Genomic DNA, 18,297 nt, shown 5'->3' on the forward strand with positions numbered 1-18,297 from the left:
CGGATTAATCAGCTTGCGATATCTCGATGTCGAAAATGGCTTTGCAATATCTTCTCTCGAAAGACTAAGTCTTCAAAAATAAGTTTTTCTAAAGCATCGGCATGCTTTTTAGATTCCTCACTAGACTGCGCGGTTAGCCAGTCATATGCATCAATAATGCTCTTCATGTTAATCATCTTTACTCTCCTTAATTTCATTACAAATGGCTTTGTTGCAGGATTGATGGGTGAAGGGAATTGAACCCTTGTTGCGTCTCTTCTGAGGTTGCTGTTCTGCCATTGAACTACACCCACCTCAGAGGGCGTGGTCTAGATGTTTTTACCGCGCTAGTAAAAAGATTTCGATTTATCTCCTCCCTCATAAATCGAACTACACACCACTAACTACAGTCTCTTTATAAATAAGGGTTGAAATTCATTTTTGATCTGTATCAATTTTTAATAAAAATTTGTACAACAAGCCTCATATGGGGTACTTATTGATTGGGGATACATATTTCTTCAAAATTTTGATGTATATCAAACATGAAGGCATTGATCGCTATAGATTTAAAGCGTGGAATGTAATGTCATGGCGATACAGCAAAGGCGGTCGAAATGTTTAAAAAGATATTAGTACCACTAGATAGTAGTGAAACCAGCAAATTGGCTCTAAAGGAATCAATTAAGTTTGCCAAGGAGTGGGGGTCATCTTTACGGGTTGTTTACGTCATGGACGTCTTTAATATTTATTCTGAAGCCGAGTACATCAGCTATGGTGATATGCAAAAGTCTCTACAGCATGAGGGGGAGAAGGTTTTTGAAGGGGCTAAAAAAATCCTCAAGTCATCGGGAGTCTTATTTGGCCAACACCCTATAAAAACAAGCGTCAGGAACCCAAGGATTGCGGAAGCCATTTCTGCTGAAACTGATAAATGGAGAGCAGACCTCATTGTTGTTGGAACTCATGGCAGACGAGGATTTAGTCGATTTTTGCTAGGAAGTGTCGCTGAGTCAATTGTGAGGGTGGCGGCCAAGCCTGTCTTATTGATACGCGGTAAAGCTAATTAAAAAACTATTTAAGGAGAGTGATATGTATCAAATGATGGATGGATCTATGGCGGGTGGTATGTGTATATTTGGCTTATTGTTTCTGATTGCCCTTGTTCTTTCGATTGCGGCTCTATGTAAGTATCTATTTTTCTCAAAGACTTCATGATGGATCTGGGGGTCTAGTTTTTTATGCGTGTTTCCTTAAGGGGTAATAATGGGTCAAATTAATTTAAATGTTCAGGGCATTTCATCTGCATCAAGCATTGAGGTTATTAAGAAGGCGCTAAAGGGGCTAAAGGATACCAATCATATCCATGTGGACTGGGAGTCTGGGAGGGTTCAAGTTACCCGTCCTTTTAGACAGTCGGACGATATTATTCACGCCTTAAATGCAGCAGGGTATAAAGCAAGTCTCGATTTGGATGAACAAAATCCCTAGAACAATAACAAAGTTATGAAAACCATATTGCATTCCAGTGCCGGAATATTTTCTATGTTCTTCCTATTTGTATTTTTTACCGCCACCCTTGTTTCTGAATACTTCTACTCCCCGCAAGATGTTATTACGGTACAGCAAGCTATTCTCCAGGCAATGTTAGCTTATCTATTCTTAATTTTGATTGCTGGTGCTATAGGACTTTCATTGAGCAAAGAACGAAAGGGTAGACTTGTTGATGTAAAAAAGAAGCGCATGCTAGCAATTATATTTTTTAGTGTGGGCGTGCTATTGCCCGTTGTGTATCTATTGGCAGGGCAAACCCTTGAGAGTGATCGGGGTATATTTTTCTTCTACTTGGAGGGTATTGAATTAGGGGTCTGCGCTCTAATAATGGTGCTCCTAGGGCTAAATGCGAGGGATGGGGCCAAGCTAACTGCTAATGGACCAACGACCTCCTAGGGTGCTCCAAGGCCGAGCTACTTAATATATTGCAATACTTTCTTGAGGTGAGAATTGGTAGAGCTCCTCAGCCATTCAAAGGTAATCATCTCAACAGTTGCAATATTGACACCATAACTGCGCATGCGACTGACGGCATAATCAACTTGTATTGGGTCTCTAGAGCCTATGCAATCTACAGCAACAGTTACCTCAATATGATTTTCTAATAAACCAAAAGCGGTCTGAAGAATGCATATATGCGCCTCGCAGCCAACCAATATTAAATGTTTGCGATCATTGGGTATGCGCTCTAACAAGCCATCCTTACAAGCATCAAAATGGTGTTTTACTAGGGTGTGACTACAAAATGACCGAACTGAATCAAAATTGACTCCTAGGGCTTGTGGATTTTGTTCTGTACATACGATGGGAATGCCCATAATTTTGGCAATGTTAACCAAGCGTACGCATTGAGCCATCATCATCTCGCTGTTGGCTATCACAGGAACAAGGCGCATCTGAGAGTCAATCACAACCAATGTGGAATTTTGGGCTGAAATTAGCATGATGGATTCCTAGCTGAGGGATGATGCGAGTAAGGAGTTATTCACTTGTATAAGATGCGCGCAATTTTAAAAATAGGATGCTCCCAGCAAGCAGCAAGCTCAGTGAATTAGACAAAATCAGTGGCCATTTACCAATCAAAATGCCATATATGAGCCAAGTTGCTGCGCCCGCAGTAAAAAGTATGTAGACAAAAATCGAAATACAGAGGAAATTTCCGCTTTTCCATATTTGGATGGCCTGGGGTATTAAAGCTACCCCAGTTAGAGTAGCAGCTAGAAAGCCAATCCACTCAATGATTTGCGGTGAAATAGACATATTGATTATTGCAATATTGTTATGTCAAGACTAACTGGCTCCGCCATCAATAAATTGATTCAATTGAGCTCCCTGTAGAGCCCCGCTAACCCTATTTACTTCTTGTCCATTTTTAAATAGCACTAGGGTAGGAATTGACCTTATATTAAATTTGGCGCCTACGGTTGGATATTGCTCGGTGTCAATTTTGACGTGAATGACCCTATTGGACCGAGTGATAGCGCTTGCCTGAAAGGTTGGGGCGAACATTTTGCAGGGTCCGCACCATGGAGCCCAAAAGTCCACTATTACTGGAAGACTAGAGTCTTTGACTAACTCCTCAAAGGCCAGCTCATTTGGCGTAATGGGTAAAGACAGCAAATCTTGCTTGCAGGCCCCACAAGTTGGTCTGCTAGAAATTTTCTCTACAGGGACGCGATTTCCTTTGTTGCAGTGGGGGCATGAAAAAATCATTTAATGACTCCTTAATTCTTTATATTTCCATGGATCTTTAAACCAATACCAGCTCAATAGGAATATTTCCTCTGGTAGCATTTGAGTAAGGACAAACTTTATGGGCTTCATCAATTAGATTTTGTGCAATATCCTTTGGTACACCAGGCAATGAGATATTTAACTTCACAGCAATGCCAAATCCTAAGGGTGTTGGCCCAATATCAACGCTTGCATCGATAGCGGTATCTGCGGGCACTTCAATTTTCATGGGGCCCGCCACAAAACGCATGGCACCCAAAAAACACGCTGAATAACCAACTGCAAATAACTGCTCAGGGTTGGTGCCAGCGCCAGAACCGCTCATCTCCTTAGGGGGCGTTAAAGAAACATCCACATGGCCGTCATCTGTGCGGGAGTGACCCTCTCTGCCACCAGTGGTGTGGGCGTGAGCGGTATAAAGTACTTTATCTAGTTTGGTAAGCATATAAATCTCCAGTGTAAATTCATCATGTAAGACGCTTATCTCAACAGGGTGTTGAGTAAGTCAACGGTTTCAGACCAATCGGCATTTTTCATACACTCATCTTTCAGAAATGTAGATTGACTGTTACTTCAGAATGGTGCTTCTGATAAAAGAATGCTATTAGCTAAAGGTGAGTGAGCTCCAATAAATTCATTAATCGAAAAAATATCTGATGCCAGTCCCAATTGGCTGAATAATTCTTTAAGGGGGTGGTTGGGTGATTCCATAGAATTTTCTCCTTATAGAGAATATGCTTCATGTATACGCTCAAAAATTAGCAATAGCAATTGGTTTTTAAATAGGGGATTGGATTTGTACAGGTATCACATGAAGACAACTTGGGAGTTTGCCGCACCCTTGCAAGATGTCTATGAGTTAATTTCTGATACTTCAAGTTGGAGTAGATGGTGGCCCGATCTAGAGCAATCATATTTAGTAAGTGCAGATAGAAATGATGGTATTAATAGTGTTTGGCATTATGTATGGAGCACATATTATTTTTGTAAATTAGAGTTTGACATGAGGGTCGTTGAGATTCATGATCTTAAAAAGATTGTGGCGTTTGCCACTAAAGATCTAGAAGGCACGGGATCTTGGGAATTTTCTACCTTAGGTCCTAGTACTGTTGTTATATATGAGTGGGATGTCATAGCTAATCGATGGTGGATGAGATTACTGGCGCCATTAATTCATCGGGTGTTTGAGGAAAATCATGAAGCAATCATGCAGCGAGGAGGTAGGGGCCTTGCTAGGTGGCTTAGAGTGCGATTGGTTCGACCAAAAACGGTAAATACAAAGGGCTGAGAATTCATATTCTTTTACTCTCTGACTTTGGCTATTAAATTATTAGGATCGCCACGTCCTTCTTCTGCAGCCAATCGCAATGCCTCATACTCAAATGCTCTGAGATCTACTTCATCTTGGTTTAAGTCAATCGGGTTAACATCCCCCTCTATAGAGATGATGTAAATCCAAACAATTTCTGGAGACCAGCCACTCGTAAAAACATCGACAATCCGTTTCATTAGATATCTCTCTGTCTAAGTTCAAATTCTTTACTTTTCAACCTTCGATGCCTCAATTGCAACTTTAATCACAACCTCATCGGTAATTTGAGGTGTGAATTTACCCATGTTGAAGTCTGATCTCTTGACGACTGCTACGGCATTTGCGCCAAAGTGTTCTTGGCCACTAACGGGGTGCTTTCCATATTCAAAATGAATAACCTCTAGAGTGATGAGTTCGCAGATATCCTTTATTGTCAATACGCCATGCACTGCAGTGACCTTTGAGCCCTCAAATTCGACCCTATCAGACACAAAAGTGGTCTTTGGGTATTGAGCGGTATTAAAAAATTCAGTGCCTTGGATATGCGAGTTAAATAGCTCCGAACCAGTACTAACCGACTTGGTATCAATATCAATCTTTACTGAGCCAGTTCGTGATTTCATATTTAGCTTAATTTCTCCGCTTATCTTGTCAAATCTACTGATCTGCCTTGAAAATCCGAAATGACAGTATTCAAAGTAGACAAAAGTGTGACCTGAATCCAAGATATAGAGCTGTTCAGTTTTTGGCATACATCCCCCTAGATAGATATTGGTTCGACCCTAAATTGCAATAACCACTAAAACGCCCATAGCAACTTTTTCCTCAAACTGGGCTAACTTGAGATAGCTGGCATCGCCGGTACTTTTGAGGATTGAAAGCCCTTCATTTGGGTCGAACCTTGCTAGGTAATCGCCTGGGGTAATCGGAGAAAACCCACTATCAGAGCCATCAATTGCATGTCTGCGACCTAGAAATCCCTTATTCACATGTACTTGCATTGCAATCCCCCTTACTAATTCAAATTGAATGAAGTAATCATCTCTTTTGTCGCCAATTGTTTCTTGATATGTATCAAAAAATTTCAAAAATTATTGAAAAGATTTTTGGTTAATTTTGATACGTATCAAAAAAGATATTCCCTTGCGTTTTATTGTGGTTCATACACCAGTTGATGTTATTGAATTTCTATCTAAAAGTAAGGAGAAGTTGATGAAAACAATCATTCGATCAGTAATAGCGATCGCTATTGGATTCTCAATTGGCACTTCATATGCCGCTGATACTGGATCCATAAGCATCATCACCCCTTCGGATGGGGCTGTAGTGCAAGGTAGTGCAATCTCAAAATTAATCTATCGGGTTAAATTGGGTCCACAGGGAAATCATCTGCATGTCTACGTCGATGATCAAAAACCAATAGTTGATAGAGAGGTAACTGGCTGTCCATGCGCCGTTGATTTGCCTCCGCTCTCGCCCGGTAAGCACGTAATCATCGTCAAGGCAGCCCGTGCCGATCACAGCCTCACTGGATTGCAATCATCAACTGTATTTATTACCAGATAAAGATATGCAAAACTTACTCTACGCCCTCATTCAAAGCGTTCACAATTTGCTCGCCGTTCTTATAGTTGGGGTGGGTGCGTATGGTTTATTTTTTGCACTCAATCCAACTAAGAGGGCGTTAGCTACAGTCCAGTCATTTGCATGGGCTCTGCAGGGTGTTACCGGCGGGGCATTCGGGTTTACTACTTATCACTACTTCCATCAGCTTCCTGACATTCATGGGGTGGCGATTACTGCACTTATGATAAAGATCGCCTGTGTGGTTCCGGGATTTTCATTTGCCGCAACCTACGTATTATTTGGCCCGCAGTTTTCAAAGGTCATAGATAGGATATTTTGGTGGCCCATGTTCCTGTTTGGCGTTCTTGCATTAAGTTCTGCTGCATTCCTAAGATGGTTTTCATAACCATATACGTGGATTGCACATATCTCATAAATTTGAATGATTAGAAAGACTGACTATGGAACACAAACTGCCCGCATTGCCCTATGAATTGGACGCATTAGAGCCCTATATCTCAAAAGAAACAGTGGAGTTCCATTACGGCAGGCATCACAAGGCCTATGTTGATAACCTCAATACCTTAATCATGGGCACTGGCTTTGAAAACTCAACCTTAGAAGACATTATTAAGAATGCATCTGGCCCAATTTTTAACAATGCTGCTCAAGTATGGAATCACACGTTTTACTGGATGGGGCTAGAGCCTTCCACTCCCGAAATTCCATTTGGAAAGCTTGCCAAAGCTATCGATGCAAAGTGGGGCTCATATGAGGCATTCGTAGAGGATTTCTCAAAGGTAGCCGTTGGAACCTTTGGATCTGGGTGGGCCTGGCTAGTAAAAAAGGCAGATGGATCCCTAGAAATTGAATCAACAAGTAATGCAGTTACACCCCTAGTTACAGGATCTAAGCCCTTGCTCGCATGTGATGTGTGGGAGCACGCTTATTACATTGACTATAGAAATGCTCGCCCCCATTACTTACATAGCTTTTGGAGGTTGGTGAACTGGGAGTTTGTTGAGAAGAATTTTGAGTAAGGTTTTAGTGCCCATAAAGATCATCAATCTCCAAAAGATGATCTTCTTACCAAAAATGTTGATTTACTCCTTATTTTGATTTGAATCAAAAATTAAATTATTCATGTGCATATGATGAATCTAAGAGAACAACATCTGATAAAGAAATGGTGAATAAGGGGTCATATGAGCTTAAATCATGCAGTAATTTGGATAGATCATGTGGAGGCCCATGTTATGCACATGGATGGGGGCGCCAGTGAATCGGAAATTATAAAAACTAAATCAACACACCCCCATCTACATCACAAAATGGGTGAAATTGGTTCGGGCAAGGTGGCATTTGATGCCAAGTACTTTGAATCGGTTATCAATGCCGTAAAGGATGCTAAAGAAATCCTTATTCTCGGCCCAGGGTTGGCAAAGGTAGAGTTAACAAAATACGCGCATCGACATGCCGCAGAAGTTGCCGAAGGAATTGTTGGCATAGAGACGGTTGATCATCCGACTGATAGGCAAATCCTGGCATTTGCTAGGAAATTCTTTTACAAGATCGATCGAATTTTAGAAGACCCCAGCATTTAAAAGCGGAGTAAATATGAAAATTGAATTTATTGGCCCAGAAAAATTAGCAAAAGATGGTGGCGTTGACTATCCCACACTGGTTGATGGGCGCGAGTTTACTTCCCACTTCAGTTATGAGGTATTGGAGGATGTGGATCCCGGTGTTGTCCTGGGAGACCCTTTGGAGCACTTTGCGAGGCATAAATTGAAATTGCTATCAATTGCAGAGCAAAAGATTTTGGAGGGTCATGCCCATGCGAGCAAGATTGAGATATTCAGTAACGATTTAATTACGGATTAATACATTTCAAAGAGAAAAATGAGTAGAACATCACGTAAGCAGTCTGAGTTGGAGGATATTCCATCATCTGAGCAATGTATTGATGCAATCAGTCATGTTGATGACAATTTCTCTGGAGGCGATTTGATGCAATCAACTGCAAAAGGCTTGGTATACAGCCTTTTGGAGACATTGGGATCTGTAGTAGGAGATCCAGACTTACCAAGTCACCTGCGTTCAGGTTATGAGGCTGCAATGGATGTAGCTAAGGAAGTAGAGGCAAGGATTGAGTCATTAGGCTAGGACGATTGCCTGAGCAAATTATTTAATAAATCAATTACTTCGGCCCAATCAGCATCTTCCAATAACTCAACCCTTAAAAACTCTTTTTGATTAGGACTCCACCATGCAGCATCTGCTAACAGTATGGATTCATCTAATGGAGCATGAGACTTAATGAAGGATTCAATTTCAGAGCATTTATTAGGTAGCCCCAACTGTTTAAAGAGATCTTTAAGGGATTCAAATGGCTTATTCACGCTAACTCCTTCTTTATATTTAATTTATACGCCGATAAAAATTAACCTGCAAGTATCTTGCTATATGCATGGAAAGGTATAGGATAAAAACATGAGTGAAAACCGAATTGAGCATGACACTATGGGCGATATTGAGGTATCCAATGCAAATTTATGGGGCTCTCAAACTCAAAGAGCTCTCATGCATTTTGATATTTCCACTGAAAAGATGCCTCTAGAGTTTCTCTGGGCTTTAGCTGAGGTTAAGCGCGCCTGCATTTTGGCCAATATTCATCTCGGTTTATTTTCCATGCGCAAAGGAGAGCCTTTGTTACTGGCTGTAGAGGAAGTAATCATGAAATTACATTGGAAAGAGTTTCCCCTCTCAATATGGCAAACAGGCTCAGCGACTCAAACCAATATGAATATGAATGAGGTCATAGCTAATCTGGCAACTCGATTAGCGGAGATGGAGTCTGGCCCAAAACGCCAATTTCATCCAAACGATGATGTCAATGCTGGGCAATCATCCAATGATGTCATTCCAACAGCCATTCATGTGGCTGGGGTATGTCAGATCAAGCAGTATTTACTACCTATTCTGGATGAGTTGATAGACACTTTTGAGAAAAAGAGTAAGGATTTCTCAGGAATCACCAAGGTTGGCAGAACACACCTTCAAGATGCGGTGCCTCTTACTCTTGGCCAAGAGTTTTCTGGATACCTTTCTCAGCTGCGCATCGCTAGATGGGCAATACAACTAGCATTGTCGAGCTTGTCTGAGCTTGCAATAGGTGGTACTGCAGTGGGAACTGGAATCAACACAACCCAGGAATTTGCAAAATTGGTTGTTGAAAATCTCTCCCTCTCGACTGGCATTGATTTTACCGAAGCGGAGAATAAGTTTGCCGCAATAGCGGGAAGTGAAGTGCTTGTAAATATGCACGGGGCACTTAAAACGCTAGCAATTGCTTTAATGAAGATCTCTACAGATATTCGATTGATGGCTTCTGGTCCGAGGGCTGGGCTGGGAGAAATTAGCATTCCTGAAAATGAGCCTGGAAGCTCAATCATGCCGGGAAAAGTGAATCCCACCCAATGTGAAGCACTTGCCATGATTTGTTATCAAGTAATGGGAAACGATGTGACTATCGGAATGGGCGCTGCATCAGGCAATTTTGAGCTCAATGTATTTAGGCCGTTGATTCTTCATAACTTCCTTCAAAGTATTCGCCTGCTTGCCGATGGTATGAATTCCTTTAATCAGCATTGCGTTAAAGGGATTGAGCCAAATCTAAATCGAATTAAAGAATTAATGAATGCCTCTTTGATGTTGGCTACTGCATTAAGCCCCCATATTGGTTACGAAAAGACGGCAGCCATTACCAAATTGGCTCATGAGAAAAATATGAACTTAAGGGAAGCTGCAATAACTAGCGGGCTGGTAACAGAATCTGATTTTGATCGGTGGGTAGCGCCTGAAAAACTAACCAAGAATGAATAGAGAAATAGTGATGTATGTAGTTTTACTAACATGATCTAAGGAGATCGGTATGAACGATATGAATAATCAAATTGCAGTTGAGTCACTCAACAGAATTATGGAGCTAGAGTTAGCCGGGGTTGTTAAATACACCCACTACTCGCTAATGGTTTATGGCTACAACCGAATTCCCATTGTTGATTGGTTAAAGGGAAATGCAACCGAGAGTCTGGGCCATGCCCATAGAGCGGGTGAGCTGGTTACCTTGCTTGGCGGTCACCCATCTTTAAAGATTGGACCCTTACTCGAGACAGAAAAGCATGATATTGGCGATATATTGCGCGAAAGTCTTGAGCATGAAACGATCGCTCTGGCTGCTTACTATGACCTATTAAAGATTGCTACCCGTACTCATCCAGAAACTAGTGGAGTTCAGTCGGTATTGCTTGAAGAGTATGCAAGAGAACTGATTGTCCAAGAGGAAATGCATCTTGATGAGGTCAATAAGATGTTAAGAAAGCCTGGGGAGATTAGCCCATTTTCATCATAAAGCTAGGAGGCTCATCATGAAGACCATTCAAGTTGCCGTTATTGTCGGAAGTTTACGTAAGGATTCTTTTAACAGAAAGCTTGCGAATGCTATTGTCAAGCTTGCTCCTGCCAGCGTTCACTTTCAGTTCGTAGAAATTGGGGATCTCCCACTCTATAACCAGGATGATGATGAGCATCAAGCAGCGAGCGTACTGAGGATGAAGGCAGAAATCGAAAAAAGTGAAGGAGTCCTATTTGTAACCCCGGAATACAACCGCTCAATACCGGGAGTATTAAAAAATGCCCTTGATCACGGCTCCCGGCCTTTTGGAAAAAATTCTTGGGGTAAAAAGCCAGCTGCCATCATTGGGATCTCGCCAAGCCCGGTAGGTACAGCGCTAGCGCAGCAACATCTTCGAGGGGTGTTGGCTACCTTGGATATGCTTACGCTTGGTCAGCCAGAGATGTTCTTGCAAATTAAAGATGGTTTTTTTGATGATTCCGGAAATATTGGTGAGGCTAGCAAGAAATTTATCCTGCGCTGGATTGACACCATGATTCAATGGATAGAGCTAAATAGCAAATAGAAAGACCTTAACTTCCTCATGAAATTTCATTTAGAGCTGAAAAATGCCCAGAATCATAAGGATGAGCTAACCAGAATCGCAGTTGGCGTCATGATTATTCGAGGTTTAGAGCCTGAATTTTCATCTGATGCTCTGGAGCAGCTTGAAAGTATTTCTGAGTCCGCCCATGAGGAGGGATCCTCAATTCAGGATTTAACTAACCTATTGTGGTGCTCAATTGATAACGATGATTCTCGTGACTTGGATCAGTTGACTGTTGCAGAGCGCTTAAATGATGGGGCAATCAAGCTATTGGTTGCGATTGCGGATGTAGATGCGATTGTCAAAATGGATAGCCCGATTGATAGCCATGCATTTGTCAATACGCGTTCGGTATATACCTCTGCATGTATTTTTCCCATGCTTCCCTTGAAGCTCTCTAACGATCTCACATCGTTAAATCCAAGGCAAAATCGAATGGCGATGATTTGCGAAATGCATTTTTCAGCAGAGGGACAATTGCTGAATTCCGCTATTTACCGGGCGAAAGTGAGAAACCAATCTCAGCTTGCCTATGATGCTGTGTCAGCTTGGTTAGATGAGAAGGGGCCTATTCCTGAGGCCCTGAAGCAGGTGAAGGGTCTGGATGAGCAATTGCGTATGCAGGATGAGTTAGCGCAAAAATTACGTGTCCTGCGACATGAAAAGGGCTCTCTTGAATTTGATATTTTCCAGCCTAAGGCAACATTCATCAATAACGAGATAGCGGAAATTTCGCAACAGGTGCATAACCGAGCTCGGCAATTGATTGAAGAATTTATGATTGCAACCAATGGCTGCACCTCACGTTTTCTTGCAGATGCGGGAATCTTTTCGATGCGCAGGGTTGTTCGCTCCCCTGAGCGCTGGCTGCGAATTGTTCAAGTTGCTGCCGATCATGGTTATCAACTGCCTAAAGAACCTGATTCTCAGGCGCTAGAGGAGTTCTTGGCAAAAGAACATCGTAGCGATCCGGTGAGGTTTCCAGATCTGTCATTGGTGATTGTCAAGTTGATGGGCTCAGGTGAATATATTGTAGAAAAGCCATCTAGCCATCCAGTTGGGCATTTCGGACTGGCCGTGACTGACTATATGCACTCGACTGCGCCCAATAGAAGGTATCCGGATGTGATTACTTTGCGATTAATTAAGTCAGTGTTAGCAGGCCAAAAGCCGCCATACTCAGTAGAAGAATTAAAGGCATTAGCACTGCATTGCACTCTTCAGGAAGATATCAGCAAGCGGGTAGAGCGACAGGTTAGAAAATCAGAGGCTGCTTTGCTGCTCAGTTCTCGCATTGGTCAGTACTTCGATGGCATTGTTTCTGGTGTGAATGAAAAAGGAACATGGGTCAGAATTTTCAATCCTCCAGTAGAAGGGAAAATTGTCAGTAGCCCTGGGGACTATAAAGTGGGTCATCTGATGAGGGTAAAGCTTATCTCGACTCACGTTGAGCGAGGATTCATTGATTTTGTAGTGACTGGGTAAGACGTATGCCCCCATTTTTTAAGGCTCTGGGTAATCTACCCAAAACCGTTTGGTTGGTGGGATTGATTAGTCTGGTGAATGATTCTGCCAGTGAGATGCTGTACCCGTTACTCCCGTTATATTTGACCTCTGTCCTGATGGCTGGGCCTAGAGTTCTGGGTTTAATTGAGGGGATAGCAAACTCGACATCAAGTCTACTGCAATTGGTATCTGGTGTGATTGTGGACCGCACAAAAAAAACTAAGCCTTGGATTGTTTATGGCTATCTCGCCGCTGGAATAGGTAGACCTCTTATTGCGTTTGTTAATTCTTGGGGTTGGTTGTTGCTCATTCGTTTCTCCGATCGCGTTGGAAAGGGGCTTAGAACTTCGCCAAGAGATGCTCTTCTAGCAGAAAGTGTGCCTCACAATCAACGCGGCCTGGTATTTGGCTTTCATCGCTCTATGGATAATGCGGGTGCGGTTATTGGCCCATTGGTGGCAGCGCTTCTGCTGTCGCTAAACATCCCCATCAGAGATATTTTCTTGTGGGCGATTGTCCCTGCGTTAATCACGCTTTTGCTGGCGCTCTCCCTAAAAGAACCAAAGCAGGCTATCAAGATCGATGCTCCGGTATTTCAATGGAGTCTCGAAGGGATGTCACCGCAATTTAAGCGTTATTTATTGGTAGCAGGCTTGTTTGCATTAGGAAATTCTTCGGATATGTTTTTGTTGCTAAGGGCTCGAGAAATTGGCATACCTCTAGTACAAATTCCTATTTTGTGGGCAGCTGTCTCACTGATAACCACCTTATTCGGCGCGCCACTTTCGGCGCTATCTGATCGTTGTGGTCGTAAACAATTCATCTTGATTGCATGGATTGGGTTTGCGCTCTTTTATATAGGGATGGGGATGCCCTCTATTACAGTTTTAGGCCTATTTGGACTATTTGCTCTCTATGGGTTATTTAAGGCGGCAACTGAGGGGGTAGAGAAGGCGATGGTTGCTGATTTATCCCCCATTGGTAGGGCTGGCGCAGCATTTGGTTGGTTTAATTTAGTAACAGGAGTGATGATTTTGCCGGCATCCCTGATTTTCGGGGAGATTTATGAATCGGCAGGTCCTAGTTATGCATTTTGGTTCTCTGGCGCATGTGCAATAGGTGCAATTGCATTATTGAATATATGGGTTTTTGGGCGCAATATGGTGTCTGAGTGTTAGATAAATTAATATAGAAATGAGGGGGGGTGAATATGTTTAAAAATCTTCTTGTTCCAGTTAGCGGCGAATCTATTACTAAGGCTGAGCTGAAAAAAGCCATTCAGTTGGCAAAATTAGATAGCGCTAAGATTAGCCTAGTTTATGTTACTGATCCGGTAGTGCCATATTCCTCGTCAGAGGTGCAGTCTGCTTTAGCGCTTTCATCTAAGGAGTATAAAAAGGTCAGTGCAGAGTTTGCTAAGCGAGTTCTTGCTAAAGCAAAAGCAGTGATTGGTACTGAAATTGAGGTGGGCGAGTTTCATATTTATCATCCTAATATCGCGGATGGCATCTTAGAGGCGGCTAAGAAAGCAAAGGCGGATGTCATCGTGATGGCATCGCATAAGAGAACAGGCATTAGAGGTATTTTCCTGAGAAGTGAGGCTCAGGAGGTGATTCTTCATAGCAAAATACCGGTACTAGTTTTGGGATAATGAATATAAGTTATGGCTTAAGTCGCGCTCACTGGAAACTTTGAAGAATGAATAGTACAAATCCATCAAGTTATCAAAGCATTAGATTAAAAATGAAGTATGGATTTTGTGCTGCCATTTTGTCGATTTTTGCCCTTGGGGTAGTTCAGATCTATTCCAATTGGCATGAAAATTTCAAGGACATACGCTTAGAGATGTCTCATAACGCACAAATTGCCAGGCTGCTGGTAGATGATGCGCTGATTGACGGGTCTAAATTTTTAGATATCACTAAGGATGATTTGGTATCAGAGGGCTTGATCTCCAGTAAAAATAATCTTGCAATTGACAATTCTTTGCGCAAGTCAATCGCAAAATTTAAAGTCAGTAGTTGGTTCCATACTTATGGAAATATGTTATTTGTAAATTCTTCAGGCGATGTTATGGCTCAGTCTGATGGCCCATTGACCAGAAAAATTAATGTCTCAGACCGTTTTTATTTCAACAGCCTAAAAGAAGATAGCGGGCAAAGTTTGATTGTTGGCCCAGAGGTAACTGCACGATCCAATGGGAAAAAAGTATTTCATTTGGCCACACCACTTGTTGATGAGCATAGGGATTTCCAAGGAGTGTTGGTCATTCAGGTCAAAGCGGAAAAGTTTAAGGAAGACTTAAGCGAGGTATTAGTCGATGGCTATGAAAATCTGGGCTTGTATCTAAGTGGCGGACAGCTGGTGATGGCCTTGAGTGATCACGTTCAGGGCCCAATATCAGAAGGCATAGTCCAAAAAATAAATTCTGATCAGAAGGCGAATGATGTATTTAACATTCAGCCGGATAATTTCTTAGGGTACACAACGATTATTGCTTACTCTGAAATTCCCAATTTAGGTTTATACATTATTGGAAGTAGCTCTTCTAAGTTTATCTGGCTAAGAACCTTATTTTGGAGCATGAAGTTTCTTCTGTTGATTGGCCTTAGTTGCCTATTGGTTGGCTATTTCGCCTATCGTCTATTGGACTCCATTAATAAGGCTGAATCAGAGAATCATTCGGCAATTCATGACCCCCTTACTCATCTACCAAATCGCCGCTACTTCGATGAGTTATTTCCCAAAATTCAAGGGGATTGTCGGAGAACCCATTCTCCATTAAGTATTCTTTTCATTGATATTGATAAATTTAAGAATTTCAACGATCTTTATGGCCATGAATGTGGCGACAAGGTCCTCAAAGTGATTGCCAAAACGATTCTGTCGCTTAGAAAACGCCCGCTAGATTTTTTCTGTCGTTGGGGCGGGGAAGAGTTTCTATTTATCCTGCCAGACACGAATCAAGAGGGTGCAATTCATTACGCTCAGGAGGTGCTTGAGGCAGTTAGATCGCAGGATATAGAGCTAAACGATGGAATTGTTGTTCATGTCAGTGTGAGCGTGGGGGTTGCAACCGATATTGATGGCACTCATAACATCAGTGATGATTTAATCAAGCAGGCGGATTCTGCCATGTATCTTGCCAAGCAATCTGGAAGAGACCGATGCGCCACCTACCAGGAGGGAATGTCTCGCAAAGCATCCTGAATCAGGGCAATCCGAATACACAGAACATCAATCTAAGGGGATGTGATTGGCACCCAAAGGTTAAGCCAATGATTTTTTCGAGCGTTTCTAATGACTCGGATTTGAACCTACTTTTTAATAAACAATATTACTGTTCAGTAGTTTTTGAAACTCATCGGCTGGTAGGGGTTTTGAAAATAAGTATCCTTGACCCTCTTCGCAATGGTGCTGCGATAAAAATTGACGTTGTCCGTCAATTTCCACCCCTTCGGCAACTAATAAGAACTGCAATTCTTTAGCCATAGCGATGATCGCGCTTGTAATGGCCGCAGAATGCTTATCAGTTGTGACGCCTTGGACAAATGAGATATCAATTTTTAAAATATCAATTGGAAATTTTTCGAGATACGCTAGGGAGGAGTATCCGGTGCCAAAGTCATCGATGGCAATTAAAATTCCCAATTCTTTAATTTGATTCAGTAGCTTAGTGGTTTTCTCGGGATTTTTCATTGCTACAGATTCAGTTAACTCAACTTCAAGATACTTAGATTCAAGTTTATTCACCTGTAAGATTTTCTTTAAAAGCGAGAGGATTCGGTTATCTAGAAATTGCTCCGCAACTAGATTAACTGAGATTGGCACAATCTTTGTACCACTATCAAGCCATTTTTTTTGCTGTTGGCAGACCTGGTTTAATGCCCATTCAGTAAGCGGTTCAATGAGTCCAATCTCATGGGCAAGCGGAATAAAGTCATTTGGAGGAATGATGCCTTTGATGGGGTCGCGCCATCTCATCAGGGCTTCAGCACCCGAGATTTTCCCGGATTGGAGGTCTACACGCGGTTGAAAGAACATCTCCATTTGGCCTTTGCTAAACCCAAGGCGCAGCTCATTTTCTCTGCGGATGAGATTTTGAACTTGTTCATTTAGTTCTGGAGAGGCAAGAACAATTGCTTTTCGCTCACCCCTTTTTGCTTTGAAGAGGGCTGACTCCGCAGACTGTAGTAAATCATCAGCATCCTTTGCGTCTTTTGGATAAACACTGATTCCAATAAAAGGATCTAACTCCAAATTTGTCCCATCCCATTCAAATGGTGAGCTGGTTGCCTTTGAAATGCGAGTCAGTAGTTCTGTCAGCGGGCTGGGGTCTATAGATCCATCAACCATGAAAATAAATTCTTGATTGTGGACTCTTGCCACCATTCCAGCCTTAGGTTGAATGGCCCTCAGGCGCTCTGCTAGCTCAATTTGAATGGCCTCTGCCGCTGGGTGACCAAGGCTGGCAGTAATCGTATCCAACCTGCCCAAATCAATTGCAAAAAGAGTAATGGGATTGTTGGTTCTATCTGCCACATGAATTGCTTGCGCAAGTACTTCTAGCAGCAGACCTTTACTAGGAAGATCAGTTATTAAATCATGCGTTGCCTTGTGTTCTAGCTCTAATTCAATTTTTCTTGCGCGGTTAATATCCGAAATATCCCTAAAAATACAATTCAGTAATTTTCGGCCCTCAAACTCCACCTGTCTTGTACGAATATCCACCTCAATAGAGGTCTTATCTCGATTTAGTAGATGGGCTGTAAAGCTGATTTGTGGGTAAAGCAATGCTTGATTGAGGTGAGACAGTAGCTCCTCTTTTTCGCTGGGATCAACGAGGTCTAAAAGTGACAGATTTTCAAATTCATTGCGTAGATAACCCAATTGGCCGCAGGTGACATCATTAAATTCAATGAACTTCCAGTTATCCGTATTCAAAAGGCCCACGCCTTCAGGCAGTAATGCGAAAAGGGTTCGATACCGCGCTTCTGCATTGCGAGCCCGTTTTTCCTCTTCCGCTAAAGCGGCTGTTCTCTGCATGACCTTGTTCTCAAGGTCTTGGTTAAGCGTATGTAGGTCTTCTTCTAGCTTGCGAAGTAATTGATTTTGATATGCCGCATTGTCATAAGTAGATACCAGCATTTGTAAAATCTGTCTTCGGCCAGACTTAACGCTGTAACGATTTTGATTAATTTCTACTTCTAGCGGCTCTTCTGGTTGCTCGATAGCATCCCCAGGCACTTCATTCAGTAGGCGACGGACTTGCAATAAGAGCCGCTCATTGTCATAAGGTTTTGTTAAATAGGCTTGGGCGCCCGCATTAAGGCCGCGGATTACATCAACTGGATCAGATAGTGCGGTTAATAAAATAACTGGAATGGATCGAAGCGAGATATCCGCTTTAATTCTCTCGCACATCTGGTAGCCATCAAGCACTGGCATTTGAATGTCGCTAATAATTAAATCTGGACGACTATTTTTTACTGCAAGAAGACTGGCCTCGCCATTTGTGGCTACTGTACAAATAAATCCATGGCTGGTAATGAAGCGACGCAGAAGTTCAGCTTGAATAGGGCTGTCTTCTACGATCAGTATGTGTGTTTGATTAATTTCTTTACTCATATGTTTAAAGCATAC

The 18,297-nt window shown here is 42.2% G+C and carries 28 protein-coding genes, 1 tRNA gene and 1 pseudogene; 18 read left to right on the plus strand and 12 right to left on the minus strand.

The window, feature by feature from the left end; translation table 11 throughout:
• Positions 1-8: 8 nt before the first annotated feature.
• Together ICN36_RS06860 and ICN36_RS06865 are read right to left on the minus strand one after the other, a co-directional pair.
• A complete protein-coding gene (locus ICN36_RS06860; RefSeq protein WP_216227615.1) occupies positions 9-176 on the minus strand; it encodes a hypothetical protein in 168 nt (55 codons plus the stop codon).
• A 44-nt stretch (positions 177-220) separates the two neighbouring features.
• Positions 221-294, minus strand: a tRNA-OTHER gene (locus ICN36_RS06865).
• A 302-nt stretch (positions 295-596) separates the two neighbouring features.
• Between ICN36_RS06865 and ICN36_RS06870 the strand changes: the two genes are divergently transcribed.
• Genes ICN36_RS06870 through ICN36_RS06880 form a run of 4 tightly spaced genes read left to right on the plus strand, consistent with a single transcriptional unit; the run spans position 597 to position 1,929 of the window.
• Complete coding sequence (locus tag ICN36_RS06870; protein WP_216227617.1) at positions 597-1,049, plus strand: universal stress protein; 453 nt, start codon at positions 597-599, stop codon at positions 1,047-1,049.
• Between the two features lie 22 nt (positions 1,050-1,071).
• Positions 1,072-1,197, plus strand: a complete 126-nt coding sequence (locus tag ICN36_RS12030) for a hypothetical protein (RefSeq protein WP_255531268.1) — start codon at positions 1,072-1,074, stop codon at positions 1,195-1,197.
• Positions 1,198-1,245: 48 nt separating this feature from the next.
• Complete coding sequence (locus tag ICN36_RS06875) at positions 1,246-1,470, plus strand: heavy-metal-associated domain-containing protein (RefSeq protein ID WP_216227618.1); 225 nt, start codon at positions 1,246-1,248, stop codon at positions 1,468-1,470.
• Between the two features lie 15 nt (positions 1,471-1,485).
• Positions 1,486-1,929, plus strand: coding sequence for a hypothetical protein (locus tag ICN36_RS06880; RefSeq protein WP_216227619.1), 444 nt, complete (start codon positions 1,486-1,488; stop codon positions 1,927-1,929).
• A gap of 17 nt (positions 1,930-1,946) precedes the next feature.
• Here the strand turns inward: ICN36_RS06880 and ICN36_RS06885 are convergent, their stop codons facing one another.
• From ICN36_RS06885 to ICN36_RS06905, 5 genes and pseudogenes are all read right to left on the minus strand, one after another.
• Positions 1,947-2,477 carry an isochorismatase family protein gene (locus tag ICN36_RS06885; protein WP_216227621.1) on the minus strand — a complete coding sequence of 177 codons (531 nt, stop codon included), beginning with the start codon at positions 2,475-2,477 and terminating at the stop codon, positions 1,947-1,949.
• Positions 2,478-2,514: 37 nt separating this feature from the next.
• On the minus strand, positions 2,515-2,793 hold the full coding sequence (locus tag ICN36_RS06890; RefSeq protein WP_216862051.1) for a SemiSWEET transporter: 279 nt from the start codon (positions 2,791-2,793) through the stop codon (positions 2,515-2,517).
• Between the two features lie 30 nt (positions 2,794-2,823).
• Positions 2,824-3,246 (minus strand): thioredoxin TrxC, encoded by a 423-nt coding sequence (gene trxC, locus ICN36_RS06895; protein WP_216227622.1) that lies wholly within the window; start codon positions 3,244-3,246, stop codon positions 2,824-2,826.
• Between the two features lie 37 nt (positions 3,247-3,283).
• Positions 3,284-3,712, minus strand: coding sequence for an organic hydroperoxide resistance protein (locus tag ICN36_RS06900; protein ID WP_216227623.1), 429 nt, complete (start codon positions 3,710-3,712; stop codon positions 3,284-3,286).
• Positions 3,713-3,747: 35 nt separating this feature from the next.
• Positions 3,748-3,978 (minus strand): annotated as a pseudogene (locus ICN36_RS06905) (DUF2789 family protein).
• A 100-nt stretch (positions 3,979-4,078) separates the two neighbouring features.
• Here ICN36_RS06905 and ICN36_RS06910 point away from each other — a divergent pair.
• A complete protein-coding gene (locus ICN36_RS06910; protein WP_216227624.1) occupies positions 4,079-4,555 on the plus strand; it encodes an SRPBCC family protein in 477 nt (158 codons plus the stop codon).
• Positions 4,556-4,569: 14 nt separating this feature from the next.
• Here ICN36_RS06910 and ICN36_RS06915 read toward each other — a convergent pair whose 3' ends face one another.
• Genes ICN36_RS06915 through ICN36_RS06925 form a run of 3 tightly spaced genes read right to left on the minus strand, consistent with a single transcriptional unit; the run spans position 4,570 to position 5,667 of the window.
• Positions 4,570-4,776 carry a hypothetical protein gene (locus ICN36_RS06915; protein ID WP_216227626.1) on the minus strand — a complete coding sequence of 69 codons (207 nt, stop codon included), beginning with the start codon at positions 4,774-4,776 and terminating at the stop codon, positions 4,570-4,572.
• Positions 4,777-4,806: 30 nt separating this feature from the next.
• Positions 4,807-5,331 (minus strand): YceI family protein, encoded by a 525-nt coding sequence (locus tag ICN36_RS06920; RefSeq protein WP_216227628.1) that lies wholly within the window; start codon positions 5,329-5,331, stop codon positions 4,807-4,809.
• Between the two features lie 30 nt (positions 5,332-5,361).
• The gene (locus ICN36_RS06925; protein ID WP_216227629.1) at positions 5,362-5,667 is read right to left on the minus strand and encodes a hypothetical protein; all 306 of its coding nucleotides are present in this window, start codon (positions 5,665-5,667) and stop codon (positions 5,362-5,364) included.
• 124 nt (positions 5,668-5,791) lie between these two features.
• On the opposite strand from ICN36_RS06925, the gene ICN36_RS06930 reads away from it, so the two are divergent.
• The 6 genes from ICN36_RS06930 (at position 5,792) to ICN36_RS06955 (ending at position 8,311) form a co-directional block, all read left to right on the plus strand.
• A complete protein-coding gene (locus tag ICN36_RS06930) occupies positions 5,792-6,145 on the plus strand; it encodes a hypothetical protein (protein WP_216227630.1) in 354 nt (117 codons plus the stop codon).
• 4 nt (positions 6,146-6,149) lie between these two features.
• The gene (locus tag ICN36_RS06935) at positions 6,150-6,551 is read left to right on the plus strand and encodes a hypothetical protein (protein WP_216227631.1); all 402 of its coding nucleotides are present in this window, start codon (positions 6,150-6,152) and stop codon (positions 6,549-6,551) included.
• Positions 6,552-6,606: 55 nt separating this feature from the next.
• A complete protein-coding gene (locus ICN36_RS06940) occupies positions 6,607-7,185 on the plus strand; it encodes a superoxide dismutase (RefSeq protein WP_216227633.1) in 579 nt (192 codons plus the stop codon).
• Between the two features lie 165 nt (positions 7,186-7,350).
• A complete protein-coding gene (locus ICN36_RS06945; RefSeq protein ID WP_216227634.1) occupies positions 7,351-7,749 on the plus strand; it encodes a translational machinery protein in 399 nt (132 codons plus the stop codon).
• Positions 7,750-7,762: 13 nt separating this feature from the next.
• Complete coding sequence (locus ICN36_RS06950; protein ID WP_216227636.1) at positions 7,763-8,029, plus strand: hypothetical protein; 267 nt, start codon at positions 7,763-7,765, stop codon at positions 8,027-8,029.
• Positions 8,030-8,047: 18 nt separating this feature from the next.
• Positions 8,048-8,311 carry a hypothetical protein gene (locus ICN36_RS06955; RefSeq protein ID WP_216227637.1) on the plus strand — a complete coding sequence of 88 codons (264 nt, stop codon included), beginning with the start codon at positions 8,048-8,050 and terminating at the stop codon, positions 8,309-8,311.
• Here the strand turns inward: ICN36_RS06955 and ICN36_RS06960 are convergent.
• Entirely contained in the window at positions 8,308-8,547 is a 240-nt protein-coding gene (locus tag ICN36_RS06960; RefSeq protein ID WP_216227638.1) for a DUF2789 family protein, read from the minus strand. The genes ICN36_RS06955 and ICN36_RS06960 overlap by 4 nt on opposite strands.
• 91 nt (positions 8,548-8,638) lie before the next feature.
• Here ICN36_RS06960 and fumC point away from each other — a divergent pair, with 91 nt between their 5' ends.
• The 7 genes from fumC to ICN36_RS06995 are packed head-to-tail and all read left to right on the plus strand — an operon-like array spanning position 8,639 to position 15,864.
• Positions 8,639-10,030, plus strand: coding sequence for a class II fumarate hydratase (gene fumC, locus ICN36_RS06965; RefSeq protein ID WP_216227639.1), 1,392 nt, complete (start codon positions 8,639-8,641; stop codon positions 10,028-10,030).
• Positions 10,031-10,079: 49 nt separating this feature from the next.
• Positions 10,080-10,559 carry a bacterioferritin gene (locus tag ICN36_RS06970; protein ID WP_216192220.1) on the plus strand — a complete coding sequence of 160 codons (480 nt, stop codon included), beginning with the start codon at positions 10,080-10,082 and terminating at the stop codon, positions 10,557-10,559.
• A 16-nt stretch (positions 10,560-10,575) separates the two neighbouring features.
• Positions 10,576-11,127, plus strand: a complete 552-nt coding sequence (locus ICN36_RS06975) for an NADPH-dependent FMN reductase (protein ID WP_216227640.1) — start codon at positions 10,576-10,578, stop codon at positions 11,125-11,127.
• An 18-nt stretch (positions 11,128-11,145) separates the two neighbouring features.
• A complete protein-coding gene (locus ICN36_RS06980) occupies positions 11,146-12,633 on the plus strand; it encodes an RNB domain-containing ribonuclease (RefSeq protein ID WP_216227641.1) in 1,488 nt (495 codons plus the stop codon).
• 5 nt (positions 12,634-12,638) lie between these two features.
• A complete protein-coding gene (locus tag ICN36_RS06985; protein ID WP_216227642.1) occupies positions 12,639-13,832 on the plus strand; it encodes an MFS transporter in 1,194 nt (397 codons plus the stop codon).
• A 32-nt stretch (positions 13,833-13,864) separates the two neighbouring features.
• On the plus strand, positions 13,865-14,305 hold the full coding sequence (locus ICN36_RS06990; RefSeq protein WP_216227643.1) for a universal stress protein: 441 nt from the start codon (positions 13,865-13,867) through the stop codon (positions 14,303-14,305).
• Positions 14,306-14,352: 47 nt separating this feature from the next.
• Positions 14,353-15,864 carry a diguanylate cyclase gene (locus tag ICN36_RS06995; protein WP_216227645.1) on the plus strand — a complete coding sequence of 504 codons (1,512 nt, stop codon included), beginning with the start codon at positions 14,353-14,355 and terminating at the stop codon, positions 15,862-15,864.
• A 114-nt stretch (positions 15,865-15,978) separates the two neighbouring features.
• Here the strand turns inward: ICN36_RS06995 and ICN36_RS07000 are convergent, their stop codons facing one another.
• Positions 15,979-18,282 carry an EAL domain-containing protein gene (locus ICN36_RS07000; protein ID WP_216227647.1) on the minus strand — a complete coding sequence of 768 codons (2,304 nt, stop codon included), beginning with the start codon at positions 18,280-18,282 and terminating at the stop codon, positions 15,979-15,981.
• Positions 18,283-18,297: the final 15 nt, after the last annotated feature.

The organism is Polynucleobacter sp. UK-Gri1-W3, assembly GCF_018881595.1.
Lineage (GTDB): Bacteria > Pseudomonadota > Gammaproteobacteria > Burkholderiales > Burkholderiaceae > Polynucleobacter.

Coding starts and splice junctions, on each gene's coding strand:
- ICN36_RS06915 (WP_216227626.1), bottom strand. CDS start 4,776: ATGAAACGGATTGTCGATGTTTTTACGAGTGGCTGGTCTCCAGAAATT.
- ICN36_RS06975 (WP_216227640.1), top strand. CDS start 10,576: ATGAAGACCATTCAAGTTGCCGTTATTGTCGGAAGTTTACGTAAGGAT.
- fumC (WP_216227639.1), top strand. CDS start 8,639: ATGAGTGAAAACCGAATTGAGCATGACACTATGGGCGATATTGAGGTA.
- ICN36_RS12030 (WP_255531268.1), top strand. CDS start 1,072: ATGTATCAAATGATGGATGGATCTATGGCGGGTGGTATGTGTATATTT.
- ICN36_RS06875 (WP_216227618.1), top strand. CDS start 1,246: ATGGGTCAAATTAATTTAAATGTTCAGGGCATTTCATCTGCATCAAGC.
- ICN36_RS06860 (WP_216227615.1), bottom strand. CDS start 176: ATGATTAACATGAAGAGCATTATTGATGCATATGACTGGCTAACCGCG.
- ICN36_RS06985 (WP_216227642.1), top strand. CDS start 12,639: ATGCCCCCATTTTTTAAGGCTCTGGGTAATCTACCCAAAACCGTTTGG.
- ICN36_RS07000 (WP_216227647.1), bottom strand. CDS start 18,282: ATGAGTAAAGAAATTAATCAAACACACATACTGATCGTAGAAGACAGC.
- ICN36_RS06900 (WP_216227623.1), bottom strand. CDS start 3,712: ATGCTTACCAAACTAGATAAAGTACTTTATACCGCTCACGCCCACACC.
- ICN36_RS06890 (WP_216862051.1), bottom strand. CDS start 2,793: ATGTCTATTTCACCGCAAATCATTGAGTGGATTGGCTTTCTAGCTGCT.
- ICN36_RS06970 (WP_216192220.1), top strand. CDS start 10,080: ATGAACGATATGAATAATCAAATTGCAGTTGAGTCACTCAACAGAATT.
- ICN36_RS06930 (WP_216227630.1), top strand. CDS start 5,792: ATGAAAACAATCATTCGATCAGTAATAGCGATCGCTATTGGATTCTCA.
- ICN36_RS06980 (WP_216227641.1), top strand. CDS start 11,146: ATGAAATTTCATTTAGAGCTGAAAAATGCCCAGAATCATAAGGATGAG.
- ICN36_RS06995 (WP_216227645.1), top strand. CDS start 14,353: ATGAATAGTACAAATCCATCAAGTTATCAAAGCATTAGATTAAAAATG.
- ICN36_RS06910 (WP_216227624.1), top strand. CDS start 4,079: ATGAAGACAACTTGGGAGTTTGCCGCACCCTTGCAAGATGTCTATGAG.
- ICN36_RS06990 (WP_216227643.1), top strand. CDS start 13,865: ATGTTTAAAAATCTTCTTGTTCCAGTTAGCGGCGAATCTATTACTAAG.
- ICN36_RS06935 (WP_216227631.1), top strand. CDS start 6,150: ATGCAAAACTTACTCTACGCCCTCATTCAAAGCGTTCACAATTTGCTC.
- trxC (WP_216227622.1), bottom strand. CDS start 3,246: ATGATTTTTTCATGCCCCCACTGCAACAAAGGAAATCGCGTCCCTGTA.
- ICN36_RS06920 (WP_216227628.1), bottom strand. CDS start 5,331: ATGCCAAAAACTGAACAGCTCTATATCTTGGATTCAGGTCACACTTTT.
- ICN36_RS06880 (WP_216227619.1), top strand. CDS start 1,486: ATGAAAACCATATTGCATTCCAGTGCCGGAATATTTTCTATGTTCTTC.
- ICN36_RS06940 (WP_216227633.1), top strand. CDS start 6,607: ATGGAACACAAACTGCCCGCATTGCCCTATGAATTGGACGCATTAGAG.
- ICN36_RS06955 (WP_216227637.1), top strand. CDS start 8,048: ATGAGTAGAACATCACGTAAGCAGTCTGAGTTGGAGGATATTCCATCA.
- ICN36_RS06950 (WP_216227636.1), top strand. CDS start 7,763: ATGAAAATTGAATTTATTGGCCCAGAAAAATTAGCAAAAGATGGTGGC.
- ICN36_RS06870 (WP_216227617.1), top strand. CDS start 597: ATGTTTAAAAAGATATTAGTACCACTAGATAGTAGTGAAACCAGCAAA.
- ICN36_RS06885 (WP_216227621.1), bottom strand. CDS start 2,477: ATGCTAATTTCAGCCCAAAATTCCACATTGGTTGTGATTGACTCTCAG.
- ICN36_RS06945 (WP_216227634.1), top strand. CDS start 7,351: ATGAGCTTAAATCATGCAGTAATTTGGATAGATCATGTGGAGGCCCAT.